The organism is Anabaena sp. CCY 9402-a (assembly GCF_963920945.1).
Taxonomy (GTDB): Bacteria; Cyanobacteriota; Cyanobacteriia; order Cyanobacteriales; family Nostocaceae; genus Trichormus; species Trichormus minutissimus.
On the sequence record NZ_CAWUDL010000024.1, the window covers coordinates 22710 to 48174 of the forward strand.

The following is a 25465-nucleotide window of genomic DNA, read 5'->3' on the forward strand; positions in this document are numbered from 1 at the left end:
CCGCTTCCAGAGGCGACTGTTACCAAACCTATCAGAATGGTTAATAAGGCTAGAAAACTTATTTGGGTAGGGATTAAAGATTAATGGGAGAAACGGATTTTTTTGTGTACTTGCGCCAAATACCACATATAGTCTTCAATTTTATAATTATCAGCAGCCTTAACTAGATAATCTTTTGCTAACTCCAGGTTATTTTGAGCTTCGTAATATAATCCTAGGTAAAGATGCGCGTAAAATTCACCGCGATCGCCTGCTAATTTGCCTACTGCCAAAAGGTCATCTACTGTACAATTTTCTGCATACAAATCATAGACAGACTGCATAATCTTCCTTGGGTCATTTTTCACTGTTAATAGAGAGTTTCGCGCTTCTGTAACGCCAACTAAACGCGCCATACAGAGATATCTCCAGACTGTTTCTTCGACATCCTGGGAGTTTACTGTCAAATCTATTTCAAATTGTTGTGCGCCTTCTGCAAATCTTTCTGCATAATAATAAGATAAACCACGTTGCCATAGATAAGGTTTTAGGCGGGTATCTAATTGTTCTGCTTTGTCAAAATCTTGAATTGATTCCTCAATTCTGGCTAGTTTAAATCTGATCATGCCTCGCCTAATATAAGCATTAGCATTGTGCGGTTGGTTTTTGATAATGTTGTGCCAGTTCTGGAGTTGATTTTCTAGAGAATTAGTAAAATACATAATAATTTGTAATTCAGAATTCTTGTATATATTTATTAGGTGAAATTTAAACGCGGAGGAAATTTTCCAGACAGAGGTAAGCGCGGAGTTTTTTAGAGATGATGATACGAGTTTATATAAAGCTGTACTTAGTATAATAGGCAGATGCCAATATCTATCCATGAGGTAGAAGAAAATACGCAGGAAATTCAGTATTCTAAGGCTGGTGTCTTAAAAATCAGGTCAATACTCGTGGTTCCTATTCGAGATAATAATCCGACAACAATTACGCCTTATGTAACTTTTGGACTAATTGCGGTGAATGTTCTGGCGTTTCTTTATGAAGCTAGTCTTCCGCCGCAAGCATTAAACGGGTTTTTACACTTAGCGGCTGTAGTTCCCCGTGAACTTAGTTTAAGTTTTGCTGGGGTTGCCATACATCAGCCTGTACCAGAGTGGGCGACATTAATCAGTTCACAGTTCTTGCATGGTGGTTTGTTGCACCTGGCTGGTAATATGTTATTTCTCTGGATTTTTGGGAATAATGTCGAAGAAAAATTAGGTCATGCCAAGTATTTGCTGTTTTATCTATCCTGTGGGGTTTTAGCTTCCTTGGCTCAATGGTTCTTTGCTCAAGATTCTAACATTCCTTCCTTGGGTGCTAGTGGTGCGATCGCAGGTGTGATGGGTGCATACATTCTTCGCTTCCCTAAAGCTGAAATTATTGGTGTAGTACCTCTGGGGTTGTTCTTCCCAACTTTCCGTGTTCCTGCATATTTCTTTTTGGGATTTTGGTTTCTCCAGCAAGCTTTTTATGGACTAGTTAGCTTAGAAACCCGTACTAATATTGGTATGGAAGGTGGTGGAATTGCTTATTGGGCCCATGCAGGGGGTTTTATCTTTGGCGCAATTCTTGGCCCCTTGTTAGGATTATTTAGTGATAAACCACAGGAAGAATCTTCTTGGTAGGGGTGATAACTGTTAAAAGTTTTTTGGCCAAGGTGCGGTGGTTATGTCAGAATCGTCTGGAGACTCTAACGTATCTATTGATGATTCACTTGGTGGCAAAGATTTTTTAGCTGAAGCATTTTCTAACTCATCAATTGCCGCCAATACTTCTAATGCAGACTGATAACGATGTTTGTAATCATCCCGCACCATTTGACTGAGAATTTGCGCGAAACGATCGCTCACTAGTGCTTTATCAATCCATTTCAACTCTTCATGGGAGTCTCTAGGAATATCGTGGGGTGGGATACCAGTTAAGGCTTTAATCCCAATCATTCCCACTGCATAGATGTCACTATTGTATTGGGGACGACCAAAACATTGTTCATTGGGAGCGTAACCTTTAGTCCCAATACCAATGGTGAAGGGAATTGGCTCTTTATTTTCTAACTGTGGTGCAGCAATTTCTTTAACTGCACCAAAGTCAATCAATATGAGTTGATTGTCTGCATGACGGCGAATAATATTGCTGGGTTTAATATCTCGGTGAATTACTTTGTTTTCATGAACAAATACTAATATTTGTAGTAATTCCTTAACAATTTTGATGGCGGTTGTTTCTGAGATGCCTCTACCTGATGGTAATTCTTGTGATAAAGAATGACCGATAATATATTCTTGGACTAAATAAAATTCTGCTTCCTGTTCAAAATAGGCTAGTAACTGGGGAATTTGGGGATGTGTACCCAGTTTTTCTAAGGTTTGCGCTTCTGATGCAAATAAACGCCGTGCCATTTTCAATGACTTGGCTTGGGTGTTAGCTGGTTTTAGCTGTTTGACGACACATTGGGGATTTCCCGGACGCTGCATATCTTCGGCGATGTATGTTTCGCTAAATCCCCCAGAACCGAGAACTTTCATGATTTGATAGCGTCCGCCTAGTATTGTCCCTGCTAGGGCTAAGTCTCGTTGTTGCAGGAGGTCTTGCAGTTCCTGTTGTTGGCTGATAATCTCTTGTACAACTGGAGAAGTTTTATATTTCTGGAAGATTTCTACTAATTGGCGAGTTCTAATTTTTTCCCTCGCTACTTCCGTTCCCAGATAAGATAGACCAGAAGCAGCGATCGCCAGTATTGGTACAGTCGTCGGCAAAATTAACTGTCCATAAATAAAGCTAATATAGCTGATACTTCCCCAAACACCTGCCAATATCAGACTAAACAAAAATCGCTTCAGTCCGCTTTTACTTCTAGTTATGATTAATGATGCGCCGCCAACTAAAAATAATACAAACACACCCCGCAGCAATGGATTGGGAATTGCTGGTGCGATCGCTTTTCCTTGCATCAAAGTAGCGATCGCGTTGGCATGAATTTCAACTCCTGCCATGCGTTCCGAAGACAACCAACTTCTAGCCACTGGGACTCGATGATAATCGTTGGCTAACTGGGCTGTTGCGCCCACTATGACAATTTTGTCGCGAAATACCTGACCTTGTTGTAAATAACCATGCCAGTTTTGCGCGTCGAGGACGTACCAAAAAGGAATCGGCTCAAATGTACCTGGCGTCCCCCAAAAATAAATGCGATCGCCTGACGGTTGTGGATACTTGACTGCTGCTGACCTCAATACTGCTTGATCAAATGAGAGGACTTTATCAGTGAGGAGATCATCTTCGGCTAGCAGTTTAGTAAATTCACTCGCTAGTCGATGAATCTTACCATCTACTTCTAAAAGAAAATTTACACTACCGATAGTCACCGGATATTGCCTAAATTTCTCATAGGGTAACCTCAGTTGTGTCACTGTGCCTTGGTGGGACTCAGAGGTGTCGTATTGGGCTGCTAAGGTGATTTTGCTGCCGTATTTTTTTAATGCTGCTTGCAATTGGCGATCGTCATCTGCACCATAACTACCAGGAGTATCAAAAACCACATCTAAAGCCACAGAACGCGCTCCCGCCTGCATTAATTTTTCAATTACTTGGGCATAAGCAGCACGTTTAAAAGGAAATGATCTCAGTGGTTTTAGGTAGGCGTAAGTGTGTGGATCTGTCTTATAGTACTGTTCGGGTAATGATATGGACTGATCATCAATTGCTAAAATTACAATATCTTCTGGCGGTAGAAGCGACCCCCGCATTTGCCAAAATGCAGACAAGGCTTGATTTTCCAACCATTGAGCCACAGCTACACCTGAAGTCACTACTAGGGATGCCCCAATGGCAGCAACAATGTTGAGCAGATTACCCAGTCCTACCATGCGTTGCGACTGGCGTAATGATGCAGTGAGATTTGCTTTGGTTGGTTTAGTTGACGCTATATTGGCAGTAGAGACATATTTCTTATTTGAAGTTGATGTAGGTTCTTCTGCCATATCATGTTAATAATTTACGTACAACTGTTTGATTTATTTTGACCCACTCATACTACAACCAGATTGAAATAATACTTAAATGATTAACTTATATATTTGTAATATAACTTTTACTATTCATATAAATCCATCTAGGCAGCTTTTAAGACTATCGTTGCCAAAAATTTTTTTGTGATCCAGATCCACGTACCTTGTAGCAATGATATGAGCCTGGAAATATACCGACTCATCCCTTGGTTATGGCTAGATTATACTCTATGCTATCCGCACGGTACAGCTTTTACAAAGCGTCTATAGTTGAATGCTGATGCAAATATTGTTAACTGCACAACCTATAGATTTTCATTAGTCCCTATCCTATCCTCAGACCTATGCCTTACGTCTTTAGAAGTAAACTTGATGACTCGCTGGCAAAACATCCTGTTAATCAGTCAATTTTATTGGTAGATTTTGATTACAGGGTATCTCTTATAGTCTTGGGAGTTAAGATGTTCAACGCCCAGGCAATAAAATCCTAGGGTTGAGATAATTTTATGCTTTGCAAGAGGTAAGATAAAAGCTATACATGACAAGCTACTCTTGAGATATTAGCAAATTTATCAAATGAGAATTGCTATAATCTATTGTTCAATCTAAATTCTTTACTAATTGTTAGGTGTATTTTTCTATGGGTTCTCCAATGAATCGTCTGTCTATTTTTGTAGACGGAAATAATATGTTCTATGCTCAACAAAAAAATGGGTGGTTTTTTGATCCCAGACGAGTATTAGAATACTTTAAACATGAGCAATCAGAAACAACGTTAATCAATGCCTTCTGGTACACAGGCTTAAAAGATCCGCAAGATCAAAGAGGTTTTAGGGATGCTCTCATTAGTTTAGGTTATACAGTCAGAACGAAAATACTCAAAGAATATTATGATGATTCCTCCGGTCGCTACTCGCAAAAAGCTAATTTAGATATTGAAATTGTTGTAGATATGTTTAATACAGTAGATCAGTATGACCGAGTAGTTTTATTTAGTGGTGATGGCGACTTTGAACGAGCAATTGAACTATTGCGTTCCAAAAATACTCACATTACAGTGGTTTCAACAGAAGGGATGATCGCCAGAGAGTTACGTAACGCCACAGATCGATATATAGACTTAAATGATATTAGAGACAAAATAGAAAAAGCAGAAGGTTAATAGCCTTAGCAATTATTTACAAAGTTAAGACTAGAACAACTAATGTAAGCGATATTAAAAGTAAAACTAAAACGATGAGCCAAAATGACAGATAAACCAGAAAGAATCATTATATTTGATACGACACTCCGCGATGGTGAACAGTGTCCAGGGGCAACATTAAACATAGATGAAAAGCTGGCAATTGCTAAACAGTTGGCGCGTCTGGGTGTAGATATCATAGAAGCTGGGTTTGCCTTTGCTAGTCCCGGAGACTTTGAAGCAGTAAGCAAAATTGCTCAAACTGTGGGGACAGAAAATGGCCCTGTCATTTGCAGTTTGGCGAGGGCTAGACATGATGATATTAAAGCCGCAGCCGAAGCGATTAAACCCGCAGCAAAAGGGAGAATTCATACCTTTATTGCGACTTCCGATATTCACCTGCAATATAAGCTCAAAAAAACTAGAGCAGAAGTAATTGCGATCGCCGAAGAAATGGTAGCCTATGCCAAGAGTTTCACCAATGATGTGGAATTTTCCCCCGAAGATGCCGGACGTTCTGATCCTGAATTTTTGTATCAAGTTTTAGAGCGAGCGATCGCAGCCGGCGCAACAACAGTTAACATTCCCGATACAGTTGGTTACACCACACCCAGCGAATTTGGGGCAATAATTAAGGGGATTAAAGAAAACGTCCCCAACATCCACCAAGCGATTATTTCTGTTCACGGACACAATGATTTAGGCTTGGCAGTTGCTAACTTCTTAGAAGCCGTCAAAAATGGTGCAAGGCAATTAGAATGTACCATCAACGGCATAGGTGAAAGAGCAGGAAACGCCGCCTTAGAAGAATTAGTTATGGCCATGCACGTTCGCAGGCAATATTTTAATCCATTCTTGGGTAGACCAGCAGATTCGGAAGAACCCCTAACAAATATTGACAGCCGCCAAATTTACAAAACATCCCGCCTAGTTTCCAATTTGACGGGAATGTTAGTACAGCCAAATAAAGCAATTGTCGGCGCAAATGCCTTTGCTCACGAGTCAGGAATTCACCAAGATGGAGTTTTGAAAAATAAACTCACCTACGAAATTATGGATGCCAAATTGATTGGCTTAACAGACAATCAAATAGTTTTGGGCAAACATTCTGGGCGTAATGCTTTCCGTACCCGGTTGAAAGAATTGGGTTTTGAACTATCAGAAACCGAACTCAATAAAGCCTTCGTCAGATTCAAAGAAGTAGCCGACAAAAAGAAAGAAATTTCTGATTGGGACTTGGAAGCAATTGTTACCGACGAAATCCAACAAGCACCCGATTTATTCCGGGTAGAATTGGTACAGGTTTCCTGCGGTAGCAATGCTTGTCCTACAGCTACAGTTACCCTCCGCACCCCCACAGGCGAAGAGCTTACCGACGCAGCCATTGGGACAGGTCCAGTAGACGCGGTTTATAAAGCAATTAACCGTGTGGTAAATGTACCCAATCAGTTGATTGAATTTTCTGTGCAGTCAGTAACAGCTGGTATAGATGCAATTGGGGAAGTGACTATCCGTTTAAGACATGAATCGCGAGTATTTGCTGGCCATGCAGCCAACACTGATATCATAGTTGCGTCTGCACAAGCTTATGTTAATGCCCTAAATCGTTTGTACGCATCTTTGCAAACGCAAAAGAAGCAAACAGAAGTAACTGCTGAAAAAGTGTAGCAGTTTTAGAGTCAAGGTTGTTGTAAGTATTTGTTCTTCTTCAACCTTGCCTCAAAACTATGAGAGTACCGTTGTCCGCGATGAGTGTAAAAATAGATAGCAGGTGGATTGATTGACTAGAGAGGCTACTGAGGCTCAATTAAAGAGTTTATATCGCGTTGGTTATCAACTGACGTATATTATGCTTCAGCCCATACATCTTATATGCTTAGATAACAGAACTTTGAACATTTACATTTTAGCCGGACATAACGAAGAGCTTGAGTTTCAAATATTACCTAATGGAGAGGTATTTTGATGAGCCAAGTTAATTATAGTGCAATGTCAGATGCAGAATTGAAGCAATACTTTCTTTGCAACCGTCAGGATAAAGCTGCTTTTCAAGCATACCTAGATAGACTTAATCAGCAACCACACAAAATCATTGCCAGTCCAGAAGATGCTGATTTTGATGAAAAAATTCAAGCCGCAATTCGACAAAAGTTAGAAGCAGCAAAAATCAGCAGCGACTAAAGACAGTTTCACTACTAGCCTCAAATGTTGAAGTTTTGTAAATATCATGCTTTGGGTAATGATTATTTAGTTATCAATCCCCAAGATTTATCATTTGATTTGACCCCTGAGAAAATTAAAATAATTTGCGATGTCTACGACGGGCTACGCCTACGCAATTTTGGTATAGGTTCTGATGGTATTTTGTTAGGATCATTCGTATCAGAAACCTCACAATTCGCTTTACGCATCTTCAACCCCGATGGAAGTGAAGCCGAGAAAAGCGGTAATGGATTGCGGATTTTCTCCCGTTATTTATGGGATATGGGACTAGTTAATGAAGAGCCATTTTCAATTGAAACTGTTGGTGGAATAGTACAATCTGTAATTAAAGATGCAGGTAAAACAGTCCAGGTTGAAATGGGGAAAGTCAGCTTTTGGAGTTCTGATATTCCAGTATTAGGAAATGAGAGAGAAGTCATCCAAGAAAAAATCACTGTTGGTGATAAAACTTTTGATTTTTGTGCAGCGACAATTGGTAATCCACACTGCGTAATTCCTCTAGGTGAAACTAGTCCCGCCATTGCAAAAAAGTATGGTTCGCTTCTAGAAGTTCATCCCTTATTTCCCAATCGCGCGAATGTGCAATTTATGAAAGTTTTAGATAGAAATACTATTCAAATTGAAATTTGGGAAAGAGGTGCTGGTTATACTTTAGCTTCGGGTAGTAGTAGCAGTGCGGCGGCGGCTACTGCACATAAACTTGGTTTGTGTGATGCTGAAATTACCGTAAAAATGCCTGGGGGAGATATTTTAATTCAAATTAAAGATGACTTTCATATCTCTATGACTGGTTCTGTTACCAAAGTTGCCCAAGGAGAATTATCAGATGAACTATTCACAATAATATAAATTTTCAATGAGGATAATTTACAGTTAATTGGTATAGGAATTAGCGGTAAAGATTGTAACGAAATTAGTGATATCGCCTATGGTTTGGCAACTAATACCCTCTAAGGACTTAGAGGAAATATTGCGATAATAGATTAAGCTGATATTTTAACGAGCAAGTAAGGTGATTATGGCAATCACACTAGATCAATCTCTGTCTGTGAAAATGACTCTGGAGGAGTTCTTTAATTATGACGATGGCACAGATGCAATGTATGAATTGGAAGATGGAGAACTGATACCGATGCCGGCTGAGAGTGAGAGAAATCAACGAATTGCCATGTTTATCCTTGTTTATCTTGTGCAATTAGGTATCTCATCTTCTCAGTTGCGGATGAAAACAGAAATTGTGACTACTGGCTCACGGGTGCGCGTTCCTGATTTGGTGGTATTTTCTCAAGAGTTGGCGACGGCGATGGAGGGTGCTAAACGATCTACTGTCATGCCAGAAATGCCACCACCGTTATTGGTAGTGGAAGTGGTAAGTCCAAATCAAAGCAGTCGTGATTATCGCTATAAGCGATCAGAGTATGCAGCGCGGGGTATTGCTGAGTATTGGATTGTCGATCCCATACAAGAGCGAGTCACGGTTTTGGAATGGGTAGAGGGTTTTTATGAAGAGAAGGTGTATACAGGGGATAGCGCGATCGCTTCACCGATATTTACCGAGCTCAAGTTGACTGCTGCTCAAGTTTTGCAGTGTCAATCCAAGTGAACTTACACTGTACCGAAAGGTCAGTGTAGGCTTCCCAATTCATCAGTGATTGCCTCGACCTTCGTAGATTTTTTACGTCCCGAAGACTTTGGTCTTACATCCCCTCCAAGGGCAGAAGAGCTAGTTCCTAACTCCAAAATTCGTAATCCTACCCTTCGGGAACGCTTCGCGAACATTCTAATATTTATTGCAGCTTAACCACCTTGTCACCCGTTAAGGCGAAAACAACTAGAATTTTCATGCAATCTTACTTGCTCAAATTGTGAAGAAATATTTCGCCAACAGTGTCTTCGCTAGATCCACCCCTAGTTATGCAGGTGTTTAGAGAAAGTAAATTTAGTAATGATAAATGTCACGGTTAAGTAATGACATTGATCCGATGTGCGCTCTTACAACCTCAGACTAAATTAATACTATCAACTCAACCAAAGCCCAGGTGAAAGCCCAGGGAATGGAATTATCTTTCCCATATAAGGGAACAGAAGGAGATTATATCCATGAAAACAATGAAGAAAAATAAGACCAAACAAAACCCTAAAGAGTCCAAACTCACTAAACTCTCACTGTCCGATGTTGCGAATGTGTCCGGGGGCTATACGTATAGGTTGAAAGATGTTCTAGTGAGTAGCTATCAAACTCACTAAACTCTCACTGTCCAATGTTGCGAATGTGTCCGGGGGCTATACGTATAGGTTGCCAAATGTTCTAGTGAGTAGCTATAGTAGTTCATAAAGTTGAATTGATGGATAAGCAAGTTTGTAGTAAAAACTTAAGCCCTTACTACAAACCATCAAAAATAACTTGACACAGCAATAGTCTTAACCGCTAAATCTTCTACACAAATAACTTGGTTTTCGTATGCTATTATTTTGCGAGATAGCTTGTGTAGAAAGTCATATGAACGATCGCAGGTTATATTACTGCTCTCCACGAAGATGGTTTACCTATTGTAAACAACTGAGAAAAATACTGAACCAGTATTTAGGTAGTAGAGTGTAAATTCAAAAATATGAGCATCTACTACCATTCATGAATACTCACAAAACAAAATCCTGGGAAGAAGTCCGCGCTGCTTTCCAAAAAATCTGGGGTTATGAAGATTTTCGTCCGCCACAGGGAGAAATCGTCAACAGTTTATTATCACAAAAAGATGCGCTCATAATTATGCCCACGGGGGGCGGAAAATCAATTTGTTTTCAACTACCTGCATTGCTACAAACCGGGTTGACTTTGGTAGTATCCCCATTAGTAGCACTGATGGAAAATCAAGTCCAGGAACTTCTTCAAAGTCAGCAAAAAGCCGCATTGTTGCATAGTGAATTACCATCATTTCAACGCCGTGCAACTTTGCAAGCATTAGAAAAACAACAGCTAAGATTACTGTATTTATCTCCAGAAACTTTATTAAGTCCGCCAGTTTGGGAACGATTATGTCAGCCGCAATTGCAAATTAATGGATTGATATTGGATGAGGCACACTGTCTGGTGCAGTGGGGTGAAACCTTTCGGCCAGCTTACCGCAGATTAGGGGCTGTCAGACCTGCATTACTCAAACATAAGCCACCAGGGACTAAAATTAGCATTGCTGCATTTACCGCTACAGCTGACCCCTCAGCGCAAAAAACTATTCAAACAGTTTTACAATTACAGCAACCAGAGATTTTTCGCCTCAACCCTTACCGTCCTAATTTGCATCCTACTGTCCGCATTGCTTGGACTCCTAGGGGGAGAAAACAGCAATTAGTCAAATTTATTCAAAATCGACCGCAACAAGCCGGATTAATTTATGTCCGCACTCGGCGAGATAGTGAAAATTTAGCTGCTTGGTTAGCAGAGATGGGTTATAAAACCGCTAGCTATCATGCGGGATTAGGTGCAACAGAACGCCGGGCTGTGGAAGCTAGTTGGTTGGGTGGTAAAATCCCGTTTGTGGTTTGTACCTGCGCCTTTGGGATGGGGATAAATAAACCTGATGTGCGTTGGGTAATACATTTTCACGCACCGCATCTTTTATCTGAATATGTGCAAGAAATTGGACGTGCGGGAAGGGATGGTAAACCGGCGGAGGCTTTGACACTGGTAAGTGAACCGACAGGGTGGCTAGATTCAGAGGATAAACAAAGACAGCAATTTTTTCAAGAACAAATGCGATCGCAACAGCAAAAAGCCCAGCAACTAGTGAAAAAATTACCACAACAGGGAGAAGTTAACGCCATTACCAGACAATTTCCTGATAGTGCGATCGCTTTAGCATTACTCCATAGTGGTGGACAATTAAACTGGCTTGACCCTTTCAATTACAAAATAGAACACAAGCCAAAAAACCAGCCATCAACACAATTACAGGCTTCCCAGCAAATGACTCAATACTTAAATACTAAACAATGCCGTTGGCAATTTTTGTTAAATGCTTTTGGTTTTGACAAGGAAGCTGCTAACTGGCGTTGTGGACATTGTGATAATTGTTGCTAATACTTTGCCTATGATTGATTGCGTATCTTCAATATCCACCTTAAATATGCGTTATCCAAAAACAATGACTATGCTTCTGTATCTTCTTCAACGACTTCAGCCTTTTGTGTGAGTGGTTTGACGACTTTTGCGATCGCCTCCTGCACGAATGCTTTAATAAACTCATCCCGGCGATTCATCTGGAACTGTCGCTGTACCACCTCAGTCATCCCACCATCACCCCAGTCTTGATCATGGCGAAAATATTCAATAAAACTTTTACCGGCAATCCTAGTTAAATATGCAGCCGTCACCCCTTGAATGGCTCTCCCAATCACAAATGTAGCCACATTTAGCTGCAAAGCTGTTGTGAGTAGTTGAATTGCTCCTTTAACTATACCCAAACTAGCAATAGTCTTGGCTAAAGACAGGGCTAACTCTCGTCCCCGTTCCATGTTCAATTCACAACCATAGATTCTGCCAATTTCTACGACCATTTGGGCATTGACGGCGGCTGTCGCTAGTAAATCTACTACTGGCAAAGGCGTAACTGATACCACACCAGCCCCAATCCACTGAAAACGCTCGACGATTTTATCAGCTTGGCGGCGACGTTGGGCATCGATGAGTTTACGGGCTTCTTCTCCTAACCGCAGAGATTGTAAGAGAATATTATCTGCTACCAAATCCTCACCCTCTGCCCTTAAAATTGCTGCCATGCGGCGGAGTAAGGGGACAATATCTGATTCGGGCTGGAAGGTTTCCCCAGTTTCTAGTTGAGCCGATTGGGGATGAGCTGCGATCGCTACGACATCATTTGTAGCAATAAATCCCCGCACCCGTTGCCGCAATCTTGCTAAGATTGACTCCTTATCTTCATCAGTATACAGGTCGGTTTTATTGAGAACTAAAAGCGATCGCTTACCAATTTCTGCTAACCCCTTCAATGGTTCATATTCTGATCGCCGTAAGTCATTATCCACTACAAATAACAGTAAATCTGCCTCTGTCGCCAACGCCCTAGCTAACTGTTCCCGTTCCGTTCCCGCTACCCCAGCTTCTAAAATCCCTGGTGTATCGGTAATTAAGATTTTGCGTTCCAATCCTTTCAACCGCAAACAGTAGGTTTCCCCGACAGTGGTTGTCCCCATTGGTGCATCTACCTTGCCTACCATCCGCCCCATAATGGCATTCACCAGGGAAGTTTTGCCTGCACTCCCTGTCCCAAACACCACCACTTGAATCTCACCCCTAGCTAAGTTAGATTCAATTTCTTTTGTCCGACTGAGCAAAGCTTGGCGTGTGACTTCATCTTGGATTTGCGCTACCTGTTGGCGTACAGCTTGCAGGGTGGAAGAAGCCGCGTCAGATTTGACAACGGGAATCTGTGCTGGTGTCACCCGTTTTCGGCTGCGGCGGGAACGCTGTTCACCAGACTGCAATACTAGTACGTAATAGACAAAGGCAGCAACTAAAGCCCCTACCAGAACAATCAGCAGCAACAGCAGCAGATTACCCAAAAACGGGGAATAGGATAACTGCCAATACAGGCGAGACAGGGAATCAATCAGCCACAGGGCGAGTCCCAGAATGACGATTAAACCAACAATTAGCGTAACTAGGCGCGACAAAGGGATTCGTGGCATTGCTAAATATTCATTACCCAGATGCTTCTCATCTTAATAGTTTCAGCATTAGTCATTATCATACTCAGAGCTAGAATTTGCGATCGCTCTCCCCATTTCTCATCCTTAAGTTCCTAGTTTTGTCGGCAGGATTTTTGCAAAATGGGAACTGGGGACTGGGGGTATTAATCAAAATTATTCCTCGTCTTCCTGGTCTTTCTGTCTTTGCCAAGAACACAATCAGGAGAAATCAACCGATGGGACTGTTTGATCAAATTCTCGGTGCTGTGAGCAACCCCAATTTACAAGGTAATATGGGTCAAATACAAACTATTGTCAGAACTGTACAGGATTTGAGTAATACAACTGGCACAGATCCTGCAACAATCCAATCTGTTGTGGGCGTTGTGGGTAATTATGTACGCAGTGCGTTGCAACAAAAGCAAGCCACAGAGGGCAACGAATCAGCCCAAGCTTTGGTTAATCAGTATGCGGGGACTTCTTTTGACCCCCAAGCAGTAAGCTCGCTATTCTCTCCAAACACACAACAACAAGTAGCAGGAGTAACAGCCCAGCGCACTGGTTTAGACGCTAGCACTATTCAACAATTGCTACCTGTGGTTGTGCCTTTAGTGCTGAATTTGTTGCAATCTGGTACTAATGCTCAAAATCCTCAAACTGCCGGTAATCCTATACTGAATAACTTCTTGGATGCAGATGGAGATGGCGATGTTGATATTGCTGATGCTATCCAAATGGCTAGTCGGTATATGACTAGATAGTTGGATAGCAAAATTGTTTGGTGTAGTTGCAGATTGCCTGTCCTATTACACCAACAGTTTTTTAGACAAAGTGAATATCACTGAGGCTATAGCTAGTGGCAAAAATTGAGACGATATCAAAACTAGAAAATATTGAGGAAGATTCTAGATTACTCCGACTAGAAGCATCGTAGACACCGTTAGCTTGGACAATCTCATCTACAGTGGCGACTAGCAGAGAATCATCGGAGTTTTTGCTAGTCTCTAATAGTAATTGATTAGCGATCGCAATATAGTTGCGTCCGAAGACATAATTTCCTAACTTTTTCAGTTGGATTTGATCCTGACCAGTCTGGAAATCTGTGATTAAGGCGAAGTCATTCAGACCTAGAAAGCCCCCACCACCTACATAGTAAGGATTGCTCTGATCTCCTAGCACAAACTTATCTGGGTCTGCACCTCCGGTGAGGATATCTACTTCGTTGATACCTGGTTGGCGATTTGTAGCATCAACACCAATGATGGTGTCTTTACCACCAAGACCAGAAATTTGGTCATTTCCTCTACCACCAATCAATAAGTTACTTTGGTTATTGCCAACGATGTTGTCATCTTGTGAAGTTCCGGTGACATTGATAAAGTTTTGAGAGTCAAATTTCAGCGTACCCAACCCTGGAACACCGTTGACTATCAGACTGTTAGTTGACAGATTAACGTTGAAGGAAGTTGTTGTACTTGTGCCGGTAGAACCATCTATTTTATTGGCTTGTCCTTTTGCACCAATGATGCTTTCTATATTGAGGATCTGATCTGTACCTGCAATGCCTTTGTTGACAATCCCAGACGTTTGTAAGGTAATAGCAACACCCAAATTACTGTAGTCAGCCGTATCAAAACCAGTACCGCCATCAAGGAAATCGTTACCAGTTCCTCCGATTAAGATGTCATTACCACTATCGCCGGATAAAATATCGTTGCCATCACTACGTCTGGAGGTGAAGATACTACCTTTGTAGCCTCCACCAATGACATCATCACCATCTCCACCCTGCACTGTATCATCACCGTTGAGTCCAAAGATTTCGTCGTTGCCTTGACCACCAATCAGCAGGTTATTGTTACTATCACCAATGATGCTGTCATTTTGTGCAGTACCAATGACGTTGACAAAGTTTTGAACTGTAAAATTCAGCGTCCCAATGCCTGGAACACCATTGACAACTAGACTGTTAGCTGCCAGATTAACGCTAATAGATGTTGTTGTACCTGTGCTGGTGGAAGCATCGATAGTATTGGCTTTTCCCTTCGCTCCAATGATAGTCTCTATCTCAAATAGTCTATCTGTGCCAGCTTGGCCTTTTTTAATAATCCCAGTCGCTTCTAAGGTAACTGCCTGACCTAGTTCACTATAGTCAACAGTATCAAGTCCCGTGCCGCCAATTAAGATATCGTTGCCAACACTGCCGATAATATGGTCGTCTCCTGCGAGGGCAATTATCAGATCATTCCAGGGAGTCCCCAAGAGAACATCCTTCAAAGGTGTACCGACAATCACGTTATCAATGAGAAGTAACTCCTGAGAAGATACAGTTGAAGGAATGTAAGTTTGCAATTGGTCGATTTGAGTTTCCATGTCGCTATCTCTCCCCTTACATAGAGTTAAAAACTGTAAATATATTTAAACTCTTGTATAAATATCATGCGTAGGTTAAGAGATTGATACATTTGAGTTAAACTCAAAAACAGTCTGTATCCTGCGAGAAAATGCTTCAACGTTGAAAATTGCGGGATTGGGGCTGAAGGGGAGATGATGGGCGAGGGGAAATATGATTTCGCAATAGAAGCAAAGGAATACTCAAGAATCCTAAAATCATGACTACTCCAGTCATAATCCAAACTGCCCAACGGTTAGGTTGATAGTCACTGCGTTCAATTTGCCAAAACACTTGATTGTAACGCCATGCAGCCAAACCGATAGTGACAATACCGAAAACGACTAACATAATCCCTAAGTTTTCTGAATTAAACCAGGGATTTACGGATGTTTCCTTTTGTGTTATGACAACATTAAGCTGACGTAAAAATAGCCCAAAACGAGCGATCGCAAACCCAAAGCCAATTAAAGCTATAGAAGTACGTAGCCAAGCTAAAAAAGTCCGCTCGTTGGCTTGGTGTTCGCGTTGACGGTCAATTTTTGGGGTTTTACTCATTAGTATGTTTTAAATTGATGGCGATGGGCTGCGCTCCACCGTAGGTGTTCGCAAAATTGGGTAACTTACTCGTCACACATAGAGCCATCCTAAATCATTCATGAGAAACCAAATCCCCGACTTCAATTAATATCTATTTGTCACTTGAACTCGGATTCTAGGTGTAGAACAACGCCAATCATCCCCAGAAATGCGTTGACACCCGGCTCTTTGCATAGCTTCATAAGGCACACCAGGAGCAGAGTAACGCCAACGTCCTTCGGGGGTGGGGCCAGACCTAGCACGTAGCTCTATATACTGCGTCCTCTGGTCTTGGCGTGGATACTGATCCCTATCGTCTCGGATTAGCACTCGGATTCTAGGTGTAGAACAACGCCAATCATCCCCAGAAATGCGTTGACACCCGGCTCTTTGCATAGCTTCATAAGGCACACCAGGAGCAGAGTAACGCCAACGTCCTTCGCGGGTACGACCAGACCTAGAACGTAGCTCTATATACCGCTCTCTCCCTCTTCTATCTCTATTGTTATATCTATCACCTCTATCATCTCTATCATCTCTATCATCCCTATCATCCCTATCATCCCTATCCCGTCGGTTTCTACAAATGTTTGCCGCCTCGCGTGCAGAAACACCACGGTTTCTGAGGTTTTGAATACATTGCCCTAATGAATCTCTGGCGAAAGCTGGTTGCTGTGGTGTGAATATCTCTATGGAAGAGATCGCACTACCGACCAATGCTATACCCAATATTGATGTGTTAATAATATGTTTAAGTTTTGGTTGCATGATTTTTACTCCTCACCGCATTTAACTTGCTTTCTAGAATCAACTCTTTGATTGTCTTAGTGCCTGTATAATATGGATCGCCCGATGAATTGATTTTGTTGCCATTTTTAACAAATTTTAATATCTTCTTTCTGTGGTTAGATGGATGATTTTAAACCACAGAGACACGGAGAACACAGAGGCGAAAGTAGAGATGTTGCGAGTTACTTGGAGATTGAGTAAACCATACAATAGTAATCGCAAGCTATAAATCATACCCACCAGTGAACGCGTCTAATAACACATCAGGCCAAACCCAGTCACGCAAAGCAGATCACATCCGTATCTGCTTAGAAGAAGATGTACAATGTCACGAAATCACCAACGGACTAGAACGCTATCGCTTCACTCATTGCTGTTTACCAGAATTAGACCGCAACGACATTGATATCAAGACAAATTTTTTAGGCAAACCTCTCAACGCACCCCTGTTAATCTCTTCTATGACTGGGGGAACTGAACAAGCGAAAATGATTAACCAGCGTTTAGCCATAGTTGCCCAAAACTATAAATTGGCAATGGGTGTAGGTTCTCAACGAGTGGCGGTAGAAAAACCCCAAGTAGCTGATACTTTTGCGGTTCGCAAGTATGCACCGGATATTCTTTTGTTTGCCAATGTCGGTGCGGTGCAACTGAACTACAAATATGGTTTAGATCAATGTCTGCAAATCATCGATATGTTAGAGGCGGATGCTTTAATTTTGCATATCAACCCCCTACAGGAGTTTATTCAACCTAGCGGTGATACTAATTTTCGCGGTTTACTAGACAAAATTGATAATTTATGCAGTAAGATATCAGTGCCATTGATTGCGAAAGAAGTAGGTAATGGTATTTCCGCCGCAATGGTAAAGAAACTGATAGCAGCCGGAGTCACTGTTATTGATGTGGCTGGTGCAGGCGGTACGTCTTGGGCAAAGGTAGAAGGAGAAAGAGCAGAAAACGCACTGCAACGACGTTTAGGCCGAACCTTTGCAGATTGGGGAATACCGACAGCAGAATGTATTGCGAGTATCAGAGCGATCGCACCCAATATACCCTTAATTGCCTCCGGTGGGTTGCGTCATGGTTTAGATGTTGCCAAAGCGATCGCACTAGGAGCAGATATCGCAGGTTTGGCTATGCCTTTCCTTAAAGCCGCAGTAGAATCAGAAACAGCACTGCAAGATTTAGCTGAGGTACTAATTGCAGAAATCACTACTGTATTATTCTGTACAGGCAACACAAACCTGTCCGAGTTGAAACACTCAAATAGTTTACAGGTGACAGGGGATAGGTGACAGGGGACAGGTGACAGGTGACAGGTGACAGGTGACAGGTGACAGGGGGGAAGTAGGGGACAGGGGAGCAGGGGGAGAAAAATACACTAATGACTATTAACTAAAAACTAATGAATAACTTTTTAAAACAAACTTTTGCTAGCTTAGTCGGGACTGTACTAGGACTCATGATTTTCTCTGGTATCAGTACAGTCGGATTTTTATTTTTGGTGTTAGCTATTGCTAGTTCTAAAGATCCAGGCCCCACAGTCAAAGATAAGTCAGTTGTAGTTTTTGACTTATCAACGAACATCACTGATAGAAAACCTAGTTCTGGCGAGGTGCTACAAAATACCCTGTCTGGAGTAAGAGATGAACGAATGACACTCCGTAGTGTTCTAGACACCATAGAAAAAGCTAAGGGTGATTCGCGGATTGTTGGTATTTATCTAGATGCAACACGCAGCAGTGGGACGAGTAGCTTAGGTTTTGCTTCTCTTAAAGAAATTCGTAAAGCTTTAGAAGAATTCCGTGCGGCGGGGAAGAAGGTTGTCGCCTATGGTGTGGACTGGGGCGAAAAGGAATATTATCTCAGTTCCGTTGCTGATACCGTCGTCTTGAATCCCTTTGGTGCAATGGAAATTAACGGTTTGAGTAGCCAACCATTATTTCTAGCAGGTGCATTACAAAAGTATGGGATTGGGGTGCAGATTGTCCGTGTGGGGAAATTCAAAGGTGCAGTCGAACCCTTGTTACTGAATAAACTTAGCCCCGAAAACCGCGAACAAACTCAGAAATTATTAGATGATATTTGGGGAGAATGGCGCACCACAGTAGGTAAAAGCCGGAAAATTACTCCGCAAAAGTTACAAGCGATCGCAGATACTCAAGCATTATTGGAAGCCAAGACAGCTAAAACTAACGGTTTAGTAGATAAAGTAGCATACACTGATGAGGTCGTGGCTGACTTAAAGAAATTAACTAATAGCGATAAAGATGATAAAACTTTCCGCCAAATCGATTTAGTTGAGTATGCAGAAGTCCCTAACAAGTCTTTACCTGTAGAACGCCAAGCTAAGAATAAAATTGCTGTAGTGTATGCTGAGGGTGAAATTGTCGATGGTAAAGGTGACAGTGGACAAATAGGAGGCGATCGCTTTGCTACTATCCTCAACAAAGTCCGCCAAGATAAAAATGTCAAAGCTGTTGTTTTAAGAATTAACAGTCCTGGTGGTAGTGCTACAGCTTCCGAAGTGATGCAACGCGAAGTCAGACTAACTCGCCAAGTGAAACCAGTTGTCGTCTCGATGGGAGATGTCGCCGCTTCTGGTGGTTACTGGATAGCCAGCGATTCCAACCGCATTTTTGCCGAACCCAATACTATTACAGGTTCAATAGGTGTATTTGGGGTGTTACTCAATGGTCAAAAGCTAGCAAATGACAATGGTATTACCTGGGATTCTGTAAAAACTGCTCGTTATGCTGATAGTCAAACCTTTGCGCGTCCCAAATCATCCCAAGAATTAGCCCTTTATCAACGCAGTGTTGACCGCATTTATAATCTATTTCTTAATAAAGTTGCCCAAGGTCGCAAACTCCCAGAACAAAAAGTAGCAGAAATTGCTCAAGGTAGAGTTTGGTCTGGTGTAGCGGCTAAACAAATTGGTTTAGTTGATGAAATTGGTGGTTTAAATGCAGCCCTGACATACGCCGCCAAACAAGCTAAACTCGGCAAAGATTGGCAGTTACAAGAATATCCCAAAGAAGGCACATTGGGGGAACGTTTTTTTGGGCGAGCAATTGAAGAAGCCAGCACCGTTTTAGGTGTGCAGAAATTAGACACTAAGCCAACTAATCTCCTAACTGCTGAATTTCAAAAAATCCAACAGGAACTAGCAATTATGCAAAATATGAACGACCCCCAAGGGGTTTATGCTCGTTTGCCTTTCAATTTAAAGATTGAGTAATTTTTAAACTCCTGAGAAAAAAGAGGTGACAGGTGACAGGTGACAGGTGACAGAAATATTAGATATCTCCAAAAACGACGTAGGCACAATTCTTTAATTAGTTGAGACGTAGCAATGCTACATCTCTCTCTACAAGGTTTCTAGATAACGCATATTTCATTTCTGGAGATGCTCGTAACCTGTTTCCTGTCTCCTGTCCCCTGTCCCCTATCCCCTATCCCCTATCCCCTATTCGCGGTATCTTAAACATGATGCTCTGAGGGTCTCATATTTTATGAAAGGCAGAAAAGTGCTAATCACTGGCGGGACTGGTGGACTTGGTTTAGGTGTTACACCAGCAGTTCTGGCTCAAGGTGCTGACGTTACGATTACTTACCGCAATCCCCAAGAAGTCGAACGCCTCAAAGCAATTCTCCCTCCCGCAGATTTCGCCAGGGTGAATTTTATCACCGCTAACCTGGAAGAAGAGTCTTCAGTAGCAAATATCATCAACCGCATGGGACGGGTTGATGTGTTAATTCATCTGGTAGGAGGCTTTTCAATGGGCAAAACCCACGAATACAGTTATGACAGTTGGCAGCATGAGTTTGCCATCAATCTGAATACCACTTTTTTGACTTGCAAGTACAGCCTGCAAAAGATGCTGGAAAATGGTTATGGGCGCATTGTCACCGTCAGTTCTAGGTCAGCTTTAGAACCTGCGGGACAACTAGCTGCCTATTCTGCGGCGAAAGCTGGTGTGGTAGCCTTTACAAAAGCGATCGCAGATGAAACTAAAGGTACAAATATCACAGCTAATGTCGTCTTACCTTCGGTGATTGATACCCCCAAAAATCGTCAAGCTATGGGTGCAGAAAATGCCGATAAGTGGGTAAAAGCTGAATCTATAGCCGAATTAATCTGCTTTTTAGGCTCAGATGCAGCTAAGGATATCCGAGGCGCAGCGATTCCAATATATGGGAGTGTTTAGGGGTGTAATACGGTTTGGTTAAAGTAGAGACGTTGCAATGCAACGTCTCTACAGGCTATTTCCGAATGGGCGTCCCACAGGGATAAGTTGCTACCTCTGCATCAGTGACAACTTTCTCTGTTGGTTGGTCTTTGGCTGCTAAATAATCGGTGCGGAGTTTATCAAATAGTGTGGGTAGCTGATCATACAACCGCTTCAGGGGGCGGGGTTGGCACTGCTTGAGGACATAAGCTGTGAGCAACGGTAGGGCAATCGTGCTGTCGGTATAACAAACAATAGTGCTGGGTAATTCATCAGGGTCAATCTTACCCCAGCTAACCGCTTCCGCAGGTGTTGCACCCGATAAACCACCAGTATCAGGACGAGCGTCGGTAAACTGGACAAAGAAATCATGTCCCCGTTCTTCTAATCCCAAGACCTCGTGAATCTGCGGTTGGGTTTGTAGCAAAAAGTTTTTAGGGCTACCACCACCAAGAATGACAGCCGCACTTTTACCTTCTCCTTCTCTGGCATTGTAGGCGATCGCAGCTGTTTCATTCACATCAATGGCTGGATCTAATATCAACTGCGAACCTTCTAACGCCAACGCCGCTACGTTCATCCCAATGGAACTGTCGCCAGGGGAAGATGTATATATAGGTACGCCACATTCATAGGCTGTAGCTAGTAAGCAAGAATGTTGCACTCCCAATTGCTTCTCTACTTCCCGCACATACTTACCTAGCAAATAATGAAACTCAGCCGTTCCCATGCGCTTTTGGAAAGGTTCAGCTTGCAGTATCTTACGGATGAATGCGTCGGTTTCTAGCAAGACATCATAGCCAAAGATGATGTCATAAATTCTGATTGTGCCTTCTTCCCGCAATTTCACATCATCTAAGAATGGATTGCCGGCGAACAACTCAAAACCCAAGCCATAGTGCATATCATGGTAAAGATTTGCACCAGTGCTAATCATCCAGTCAATGAAGCCATTACGAATTAGAGGTGCTAGTGCAGACACCCCAAAACCGGCTGGTGTCATTGCACCGGAAAGACTAACTCCCACGGTGACACCATCTTTAAGTACATCACGACTCATGATTTGGCAGGCTTCCCGCAAACGTGCCGAGTTATAGGCGGTGAAGTAATTATCAATTAAATCCACCACACTAATATCCGTTGACATCGGTATGGGTGAAATTTTTTTACCCAAATGTTTTGCCATTTTGAGACTCCCGAATAGTAAATACGCCGAATCTCATGTTAACTATGTTTCGGCAATTTCTGGCATGGACTGAATGTAGGAATTGTCGGCGTGCCACTCAGCACCGGCTAAACGCCGCGCTCCCGCTAACGGCACGCTGCTCAACACCCCGCTTCCGCTAACAGCACTTTTCATCTTACCGAGTGTTTCTGTAAAATATTAGTAGTAGTCTATCAAGTTAGTTTTGACGGTTCGTAGTATTCGCGTAGCGTCTCGTAGAGAGGACTTTAGTCCTGATTTTTCTAAGGACTAAAGTCCTTACTACAAAAAAAGCTGATCCCTCAATTCAAATTTGATGACCTAGTAGACACTAACCTAGTAATTCTGCGATCACCTCCGGTGGGCGGAACGCCAACGCCTCCGGTGGGCGGAAGGCCAACGCCTATGGAGGGCTGAACATAATCGCTTTCGGGACTACAATCCGCGCTATCGTCCTAAATAACATCATATATTAAGTTATGCTACAAATTTCTAATAAAATCAGCATCTCCGATAGCGAGATCGAAATTAGCGCGATTCGTTCTCAAGGTGCAGGGGGTCAAAATGTCAACAAGGTTTCTACTGCTATCCACTTACGCTTTAACATTGAAGCTTCAACATTACCTGCTTTCTACAAAGAACAGCTTCTGAAGCTAAATGACCGACGCATTAACCAAGAGGGGGTTATTGTCATCAAGGCTCAAGAATACCGCAGCCAGGAGAAAAACCGTGAGGAAGCTTTGCAACGACTCAAACAACTGATACTAAGCGCGGTCATACTACCCCAAATACGCAAACCCACTAAACCAACTCGCAGTTCTCAAAGAAAACGTATCGACAGTAAAACTAAGCGAGGACAGATTAAGTCTATGAGAAAACAGGTAATTGATTGAAGTACCCTGAACTTCTTAAGTCTGTGTTAATTCTAATACCCTTGGTAAGTGACAAATAGACTACATTGAGTCCGTCAAGAAAACAAAAAATTCCCGCTCAACCTTCGCTTCAGGTCTGTGCGATCGCTATATTCTTCATCTTTAACTCTAGGACTTGAACAGCCATCACTGTAATAACTCTGAGGAAGTTCCGTATTGTTTCGACAACAAGTTCAAGGCGAATCAGCACATCAAATGCGTCTGAACTGTTTACTATGATGTTAATATGCTGTAAATTTGTTTGTGAGATAGTCTATAGTTTCCATAGATAAATTCATGAAAACTTCAAAATCCTACGTAAATATCTGAAGTAAATTAAAACAGAGCAAATAAAGGTAAAGCAACGAATTTGTGGCTAAATAAAGCCTAGACAATTTAAAACCCTACTAGAACCTACATTTTAGCGATTTATGCCTTAAAATGTGCGTTTTATGTGTATTTAACCTCTTTAGCTTGTTTGGCAACAAATTTTATTTATATCTCTTATTTGCTTGAGTAAAATATAGCCAATTTTTGGGCAACATTTCTGTCGCTGGTTTTGGCAGCTAATCAAACTGGAAATGCTAAATATTTGACGAAAACTCTCTAATTCAAAGCAATGTGTTGTTTGAATTAACACAGTGATTTAATAACCAGACTTTAACAAATAAATTTTGTGTCCACAAAAATTGTTGGTACACAGCCTATGGAAATGAAACAAACTAAGATTAAGAGAAAACGAGGAGTTATCTTAACTTCTCAAGGTCTACAACGATTGCAAGAAGCGATTATATCTTGGGAGATTGTAGAAAACCAAGGTAATCGGCTAACTTTATCAGAACTGGGCAACCGGATCAATGTTTCTAGCAAAACTCTGAGTCGATTGTGGTCTTTAAGTAAAGGTGTAGATCAAAAAACGCTCAAATTGTGCTTTAGTACCTTTAAGTTAGAATTAGAGGCAGAAGACTACATTGCCCTGAGTGAAGAGAATGAAACCGAAATATCTAGTTTCTTCACAGAGAGTTTGTCTACACCAGAAGATAATCCGTCTCAATACTCTAGTGACGAATTAGAAAGTTGTTTCTCATATCCAGATGGGCCAGTACCTTTGGATTCCACCTTATATATAGAGCGTCCGCCGGTAGAGGAATTAGTTTATAGAGAAATTACTCAACCAGGCTGTGTAATTCGGATTCGCGCTCCCAGACAGATGGGTAAAACTTCTTTGGTACTGCGTCTGTTAAACTTTGCACAGACACAAGGATATCGCACTGTCAATCTAAATTGCTACCAGATTGATGACCAATGTTTAACTGACTTAAATCAGCTTTTGCGTTGTCTGTGTTGGCAAATTGCTAAAGAAATGGGGATTGACCCTAAACTTCACGATAATTGGGATGAGGAGTTTGGTTGTAAGTTGATCTGTAGCTTTTACTTACAAAACTATATTCTCAAGGCGAGTAAAAGTCCCATAGTTTTGGTATTGAGTGAAGTGGATCGCTTTTTTGAATATCCTCACATTGCTCAGGAGTTTTTCGCTTTGTTGCGTTCCTGGTGCGAAGAAGCACGGCAAGATAAAATTTGGCAGAAGCTGAAGTTAGTAGTAGTTTACTCTACAGAACAGTATCTATCTCTAAATATTAACCGATCGCCATTTAATATTGGACTCCCTATTCGCCTAGAGGAATTTACCCAGCAACAAGTCATATATTTAGCTAGAAGATATGGACTCGACTGGAGTTCTGGTCAAGAACCTGCTCAATTGATGTCTCTTGTTGGCGGTCATCCAGCGTTGATTCAACTAGCTTTGTTTTATCTTGTCTCTCAAAATATAACCTTACAAGACCTCATACACGAAGCGATCGCCAATGGTGGAATTTACCGCCATCACTTACGGCGACACTGGTTAAGACTACAAACTAATCCTAGTTTAGTAAAAATATATACTCAGCTTGTATTTGCACAACAAAGTATGATTCTTGATCCTGTTGATACTTATAAACTCGAAAGTTTAGGATTGATTTGCTTTGATGGCGATCGCGTCCTACCCCGTTGTGAACTTTACCTTGCTTATTTTAAAAAACAACTATCTGCCATTGTTTAACTAAAATTCCATAATCAAGGAGATTTAAAAATTACAAATCTCCTTGATTATGGAATCATATTTTTTCACGCAGATGTTGAAAATCTTCTAAAATTTTGGACTAAACATGAGAGC

General features: G+C 41.7%; 22 protein-coding genes. 14 read left to right on the plus strand and 8 right to left on the minus strand.

The genetic code is table 11. The features are described 5' to 3' along the window. Nucleotides 1-80 precede the first annotated feature (80 nt). Nucleotides 81-701: a hypothetical protein gene (locus ACM0OR_RS11095; RefSeq protein ID WP_323269156.1), complete on the minus strand. Its 621-nt coding sequence runs from the start codon at nt 699-701 to the stop codon at nt 81-83. A 231-nt stretch (nt 702-932) separates the two neighbouring features. On the opposite strand from ACM0OR_RS11095, the gene ACM0OR_RS11100 reads away from it, so the two are divergent. Next, entirely contained in the window at nt 933-1649 is a 717-nt protein-coding gene (locus ACM0OR_RS11100; RefSeq protein ID WP_414576284.1) for a rhomboid family intramembrane serine protease, read from the plus strand. 12 nt (nt 1650-1661) lie between these two features. Here the strand turns inward: ACM0OR_RS11100 and ACM0OR_RS11105 are convergent, their stop codons facing one another. Continuing rightward, nucleotides 1662-4004 (minus strand): CHASE2 domain-containing protein, encoded by a 2343-nt coding sequence (locus ACM0OR_RS11105; protein ID WP_414576256.1) that lies wholly within the window; start codon nt 4002-4004, stop codon nt 1662-1664. A gap of 667 nt (nt 4005-4671) precedes the next feature. Between ACM0OR_RS11105 and ACM0OR_RS11110 the strand changes: the two genes are divergently transcribed. The 7 genes from ACM0OR_RS11110 to ACM0OR_RS11140 all read left to right on the plus strand — a co-directional run bounded on the left by ACM0OR_RS11110 (nt 4672) and on the right by ACM0OR_RS11140 (nt 11512). Continuing rightward, nucleotides 4672-5193: an NYN domain-containing protein gene (locus ACM0OR_RS11110; protein WP_190710290.1), complete on the plus strand. Its 522-nt coding sequence runs from the start codon at nt 4672-4674 to the stop codon at nt 5191-5193. A gap of 84 nt (nt 5194-5277) precedes the next feature. Then, on the plus strand, nt 5278-6882 hold the full coding sequence (locus ACM0OR_RS11115; RefSeq protein ID WP_414576257.1) for a 2-isopropylmalate synthase: 1605 nt from the start codon (nt 5278-5280) through the stop codon (nt 6880-6882). Nucleotides 6883-6994: 112 nt separating this feature from the next. After that, on the plus strand, nt 6995-7180 hold the full coding sequence (locus ACM0OR_RS11120; protein WP_414576258.1) for a DUF6888 family protein: 186 nt from the start codon (nt 6995-6997) through the stop codon (nt 7178-7180). After that, nucleotides 7180-7395: a DUF6887 family protein gene (locus ACM0OR_RS11125; protein ID WP_414576259.1), complete on the plus strand. Its 216-nt coding sequence runs from the start codon at nt 7180-7182 to the stop codon at nt 7393-7395. The genes ACM0OR_RS11120 and ACM0OR_RS11125 overlap by 1 nt, the downstream gene beginning before the upstream one ends. Before the next feature lie 27 nt (nt 7396-7422). Then, nucleotides 7423-8286 (plus strand): diaminopimelate epimerase, encoded by an 864-nt coding sequence (gene dapF, locus ACM0OR_RS11130; RefSeq protein ID WP_414576285.1) that lies wholly within the window; start codon nt 7423-7425, stop codon nt 8284-8286. A 169-nt stretch (nt 8287-8455) separates the two neighbouring features. Next, a complete protein-coding gene (locus ACM0OR_RS11135) occupies nt 8456-9040 on the plus strand; it encodes a Uma2 family endonuclease (RefSeq protein WP_414576260.1) in 585 nt (194 codons plus the stop codon). Between the two features lie 1029 nt (nt 9041-10069). Continuing rightward, nucleotides 10070-11512: a RecQ family ATP-dependent DNA helicase gene (locus tag ACM0OR_RS11140; RefSeq protein ID WP_414576261.1), complete on the plus strand. Its 1443-nt coding sequence runs from the start codon at nt 10070-10072 to the stop codon at nt 11510-11512. 68 nt (nt 11513-11580) lie between these two features. Here the strand turns inward: ACM0OR_RS11140 and ACM0OR_RS11145 are convergent, their stop codons facing one another. Then, nucleotides 11581-13128, minus strand: coding sequence for a YcjF family protein (locus ACM0OR_RS11145; RefSeq protein ID WP_190702176.1), 1548 nt, complete (start codon nt 13126-13128; stop codon nt 11581-11583). 245 nt (nt 13129-13373) lie between these two features. Between ACM0OR_RS11145 and ACM0OR_RS11150 the strand changes: the two genes are divergently transcribed. After that, nucleotides 13374-13898, plus strand: coding sequence for a DUF937 domain-containing protein (locus ACM0OR_RS11150; protein ID WP_323267663.1), 525 nt, complete (start codon nt 13374-13376; stop codon nt 13896-13898). A gap of 61 nt (nt 13899-13959) precedes the next feature. On the opposite strand, the gene ACM0OR_RS11155 is transcribed toward ACM0OR_RS11150, so the two are convergent. The 3 genes from ACM0OR_RS11155 to ACM0OR_RS11165 form a co-directional block, all read right to left on the minus strand. Beyond that, complete coding sequence (locus ACM0OR_RS11155; RefSeq protein ID WP_414576262.1) at nt 13960-15510, minus strand: calcium-binding protein; 1551 nt, start codon at nt 15508-15510, stop codon at nt 13960-13962. Between the two features lie 136 nt (nt 15511-15646). Continuing rightward, nucleotides 15647-16087 (minus strand): YidH family protein, encoded by a 441-nt coding sequence (locus ACM0OR_RS11160; RefSeq protein WP_323267657.1) that lies wholly within the window; start codon nt 16085-16087, stop codon nt 15647-15649. Between the two features lie 126 nt (nt 16088-16213). Further along, entirely contained in the window at nt 16214-16876 is a 663-nt protein-coding gene (locus ACM0OR_RS11165) for a hypothetical protein (protein WP_414576263.1), read from the minus strand. Nucleotides 16877-17139: 263 nt separating this feature from the next. Here ACM0OR_RS11165 and fni point away from each other — a divergent pair, with 263 nt between their 5' ends. From fni to fabG, 3 genes are all read left to right on the plus strand, one after another. Further along, nucleotides 17140-18195: a type 2 isopentenyl-diphosphate Delta-isomerase gene (gene fni, locus ACM0OR_RS11170; protein ID WP_414576264.1), complete on the plus strand. Its 1056-nt coding sequence runs from the start codon at nt 17140-17142 to the stop codon at nt 18193-18195. Nucleotides 18196-18305: 110 nt separating this feature from the next. After that, complete coding sequence (gene sppA, locus ACM0OR_RS11175; protein ID WP_414576265.1) at nt 18306-20141, plus strand: signal peptide peptidase SppA; 1836 nt, start codon at nt 18306-18308, stop codon at nt 20139-20141. Nucleotides 20142-20415: 274 nt separating this feature from the next. Then, nucleotides 20416-21111: a 3-oxoacyl-ACP reductase FabG gene (gene fabG, locus ACM0OR_RS11180; protein WP_414576266.1), complete on the plus strand. Its 696-nt coding sequence runs from the start codon at nt 20416-20418 to the stop codon at nt 21109-21111. A gap of 55 nt (nt 21112-21166) precedes the next feature. Here the strand turns inward: fabG and ACM0OR_RS11185 are convergent, their stop codons facing one another. Beyond that, entirely contained in the window at nt 21167-22318 is a 1152-nt protein-coding gene (locus tag ACM0OR_RS11185) for a homospermidine biosynthesis protein (protein WP_414576267.1), read from the minus strand. A 42-nt stretch (nt 22319-22360) separates the two neighbouring features. Beyond that, the gene (locus ACM0OR_RS11190) at nt 22361-22492 is read right to left on the minus strand and encodes a hypothetical protein (protein WP_414576268.1); all 132 of its coding nucleotides are present in this window, start codon (nt 22490-22492) and stop codon (nt 22361-22363) included. 323 nt (nt 22493-22815) lie between these two features. Between ACM0OR_RS11190 and arfB the strand changes: the two genes are divergently transcribed. Next, nucleotides 22816-23229 carry an alternative ribosome rescue aminoacyl-tRNA hydrolase ArfB gene (arfB, locus tag ACM0OR_RS11195; protein WP_414576269.1) on the plus strand — a complete coding sequence of 138 codons (414 nt, stop codon included), beginning with the start codon at nt 22816-22818 and terminating at the stop codon, nt 23227-23229. Nucleotides 23230-23953: 724 nt separating this feature from the next. Continuing rightward, the gene (locus tag ACM0OR_RS11200; protein ID WP_414576286.1) at nt 23954-25351 is read left to right on the plus strand and encodes an AAA-like domain-containing protein; all 1398 of its coding nucleotides are present in this window, start codon (nt 23954-23956) and stop codon (nt 25349-25351) included. Nucleotides 25352-25465: the final 114 nt, after the last annotated feature.

Coding starts and splice junctions, on each gene's coding strand:
- ACM0OR_RS11190 (WP_414576268.1), bottom strand. CDS start 22,492: ATGAAAAGTGCTGTTAGCGGAAGCGGGGTGTTGAGCAGCGTGCCGTTA.
- fabG (WP_414576266.1), top strand. CDS start 20,416: ATGAAAGGCAGAAAAGTGCTAATCACTGGCGGGACTGGTGGACTTGGT.
- ACM0OR_RS11115 (WP_414576257.1), top strand. CDS start 5,278: ATGACAGATAAACCAGAAAGAATCATTATATTTGATACGACACTCCGC.
- ACM0OR_RS11110 (WP_190710290.1), top strand. CDS start 4,672: ATGGGTTCTCCAATGAATCGTCTGTCTATTTTTGTAGACGGAAATAAT.
- ACM0OR_RS11095 (WP_323269156.1), bottom strand. CDS start 701: ATGTATTTTACTAATTCTCTAGAAAATCAACTCCAGAACTGGCACAAC.
- ACM0OR_RS11160 (WP_323267657.1), bottom strand. CDS start 16,087: ATGAGTAAAACCCCAAAAATTGACCGTCAACGCGAACACCAAGCCAAC.
- sppA (WP_414576265.1), top strand. CDS start 18,306: ATGAATAACTTTTTAAAACAAACTTTTGCTAGCTTAGTCGGGACTGTA.
- ACM0OR_RS11140 (WP_414576261.1), top strand. CDS start 10,070: ATGAATACTCACAAAACAAAATCCTGGGAAGAAGTCCGCGCTGCTTTC.
- ACM0OR_RS11150 (WP_323267663.1), top strand. CDS start 13,374: ATGGGACTGTTTGATCAAATTCTCGGTGCTGTGAGCAACCCCAATTTA.
- arfB (WP_414576269.1), top strand. CDS start 22,816: ATGCTACAAATTTCTAATAAAATCAGCATCTCCGATAGCGAGATCGAA.
- ACM0OR_RS11165 (WP_414576263.1), bottom strand. CDS start 16,876: ATGCAACCAAAACTTAAACATATTATTAACACATCAATATTGGGTATA.
- ACM0OR_RS11135 (WP_414576260.1), top strand. CDS start 8,456: ATGGCAATCACACTAGATCAATCTCTGTCTGTGAAAATGACTCTGGAG.
- ACM0OR_RS11185 (WP_414576267.1), bottom strand. CDS start 22,318: ATGGCAAAACATTTGGGTAAAAAAATTTCACCCATACCGATGTCAACG.
- ACM0OR_RS11200 (WP_414576286.1), top strand. CDS start 23,954: ATGGAAATGAAACAAACTAAGATTAAGAGAAAACGAGGAGTTATCTTA.
- ACM0OR_RS11125 (WP_414576259.1), top strand. CDS start 7,180: ATGAGCCAAGTTAATTATAGTGCAATGTCAGATGCAGAATTGAAGCAA.
- ACM0OR_RS11155 (WP_414576262.1), bottom strand. CDS start 15,510: ATGGAAACTCAAATCGACCAATTGCAAACTTACATTCCTTCAACTGTA.
- ACM0OR_RS11105 (WP_414576256.1), bottom strand. CDS start 4,004: ATGGCAGAAGAACCTACATCAACTTCAAATAAGAAATATGTCTCTACT.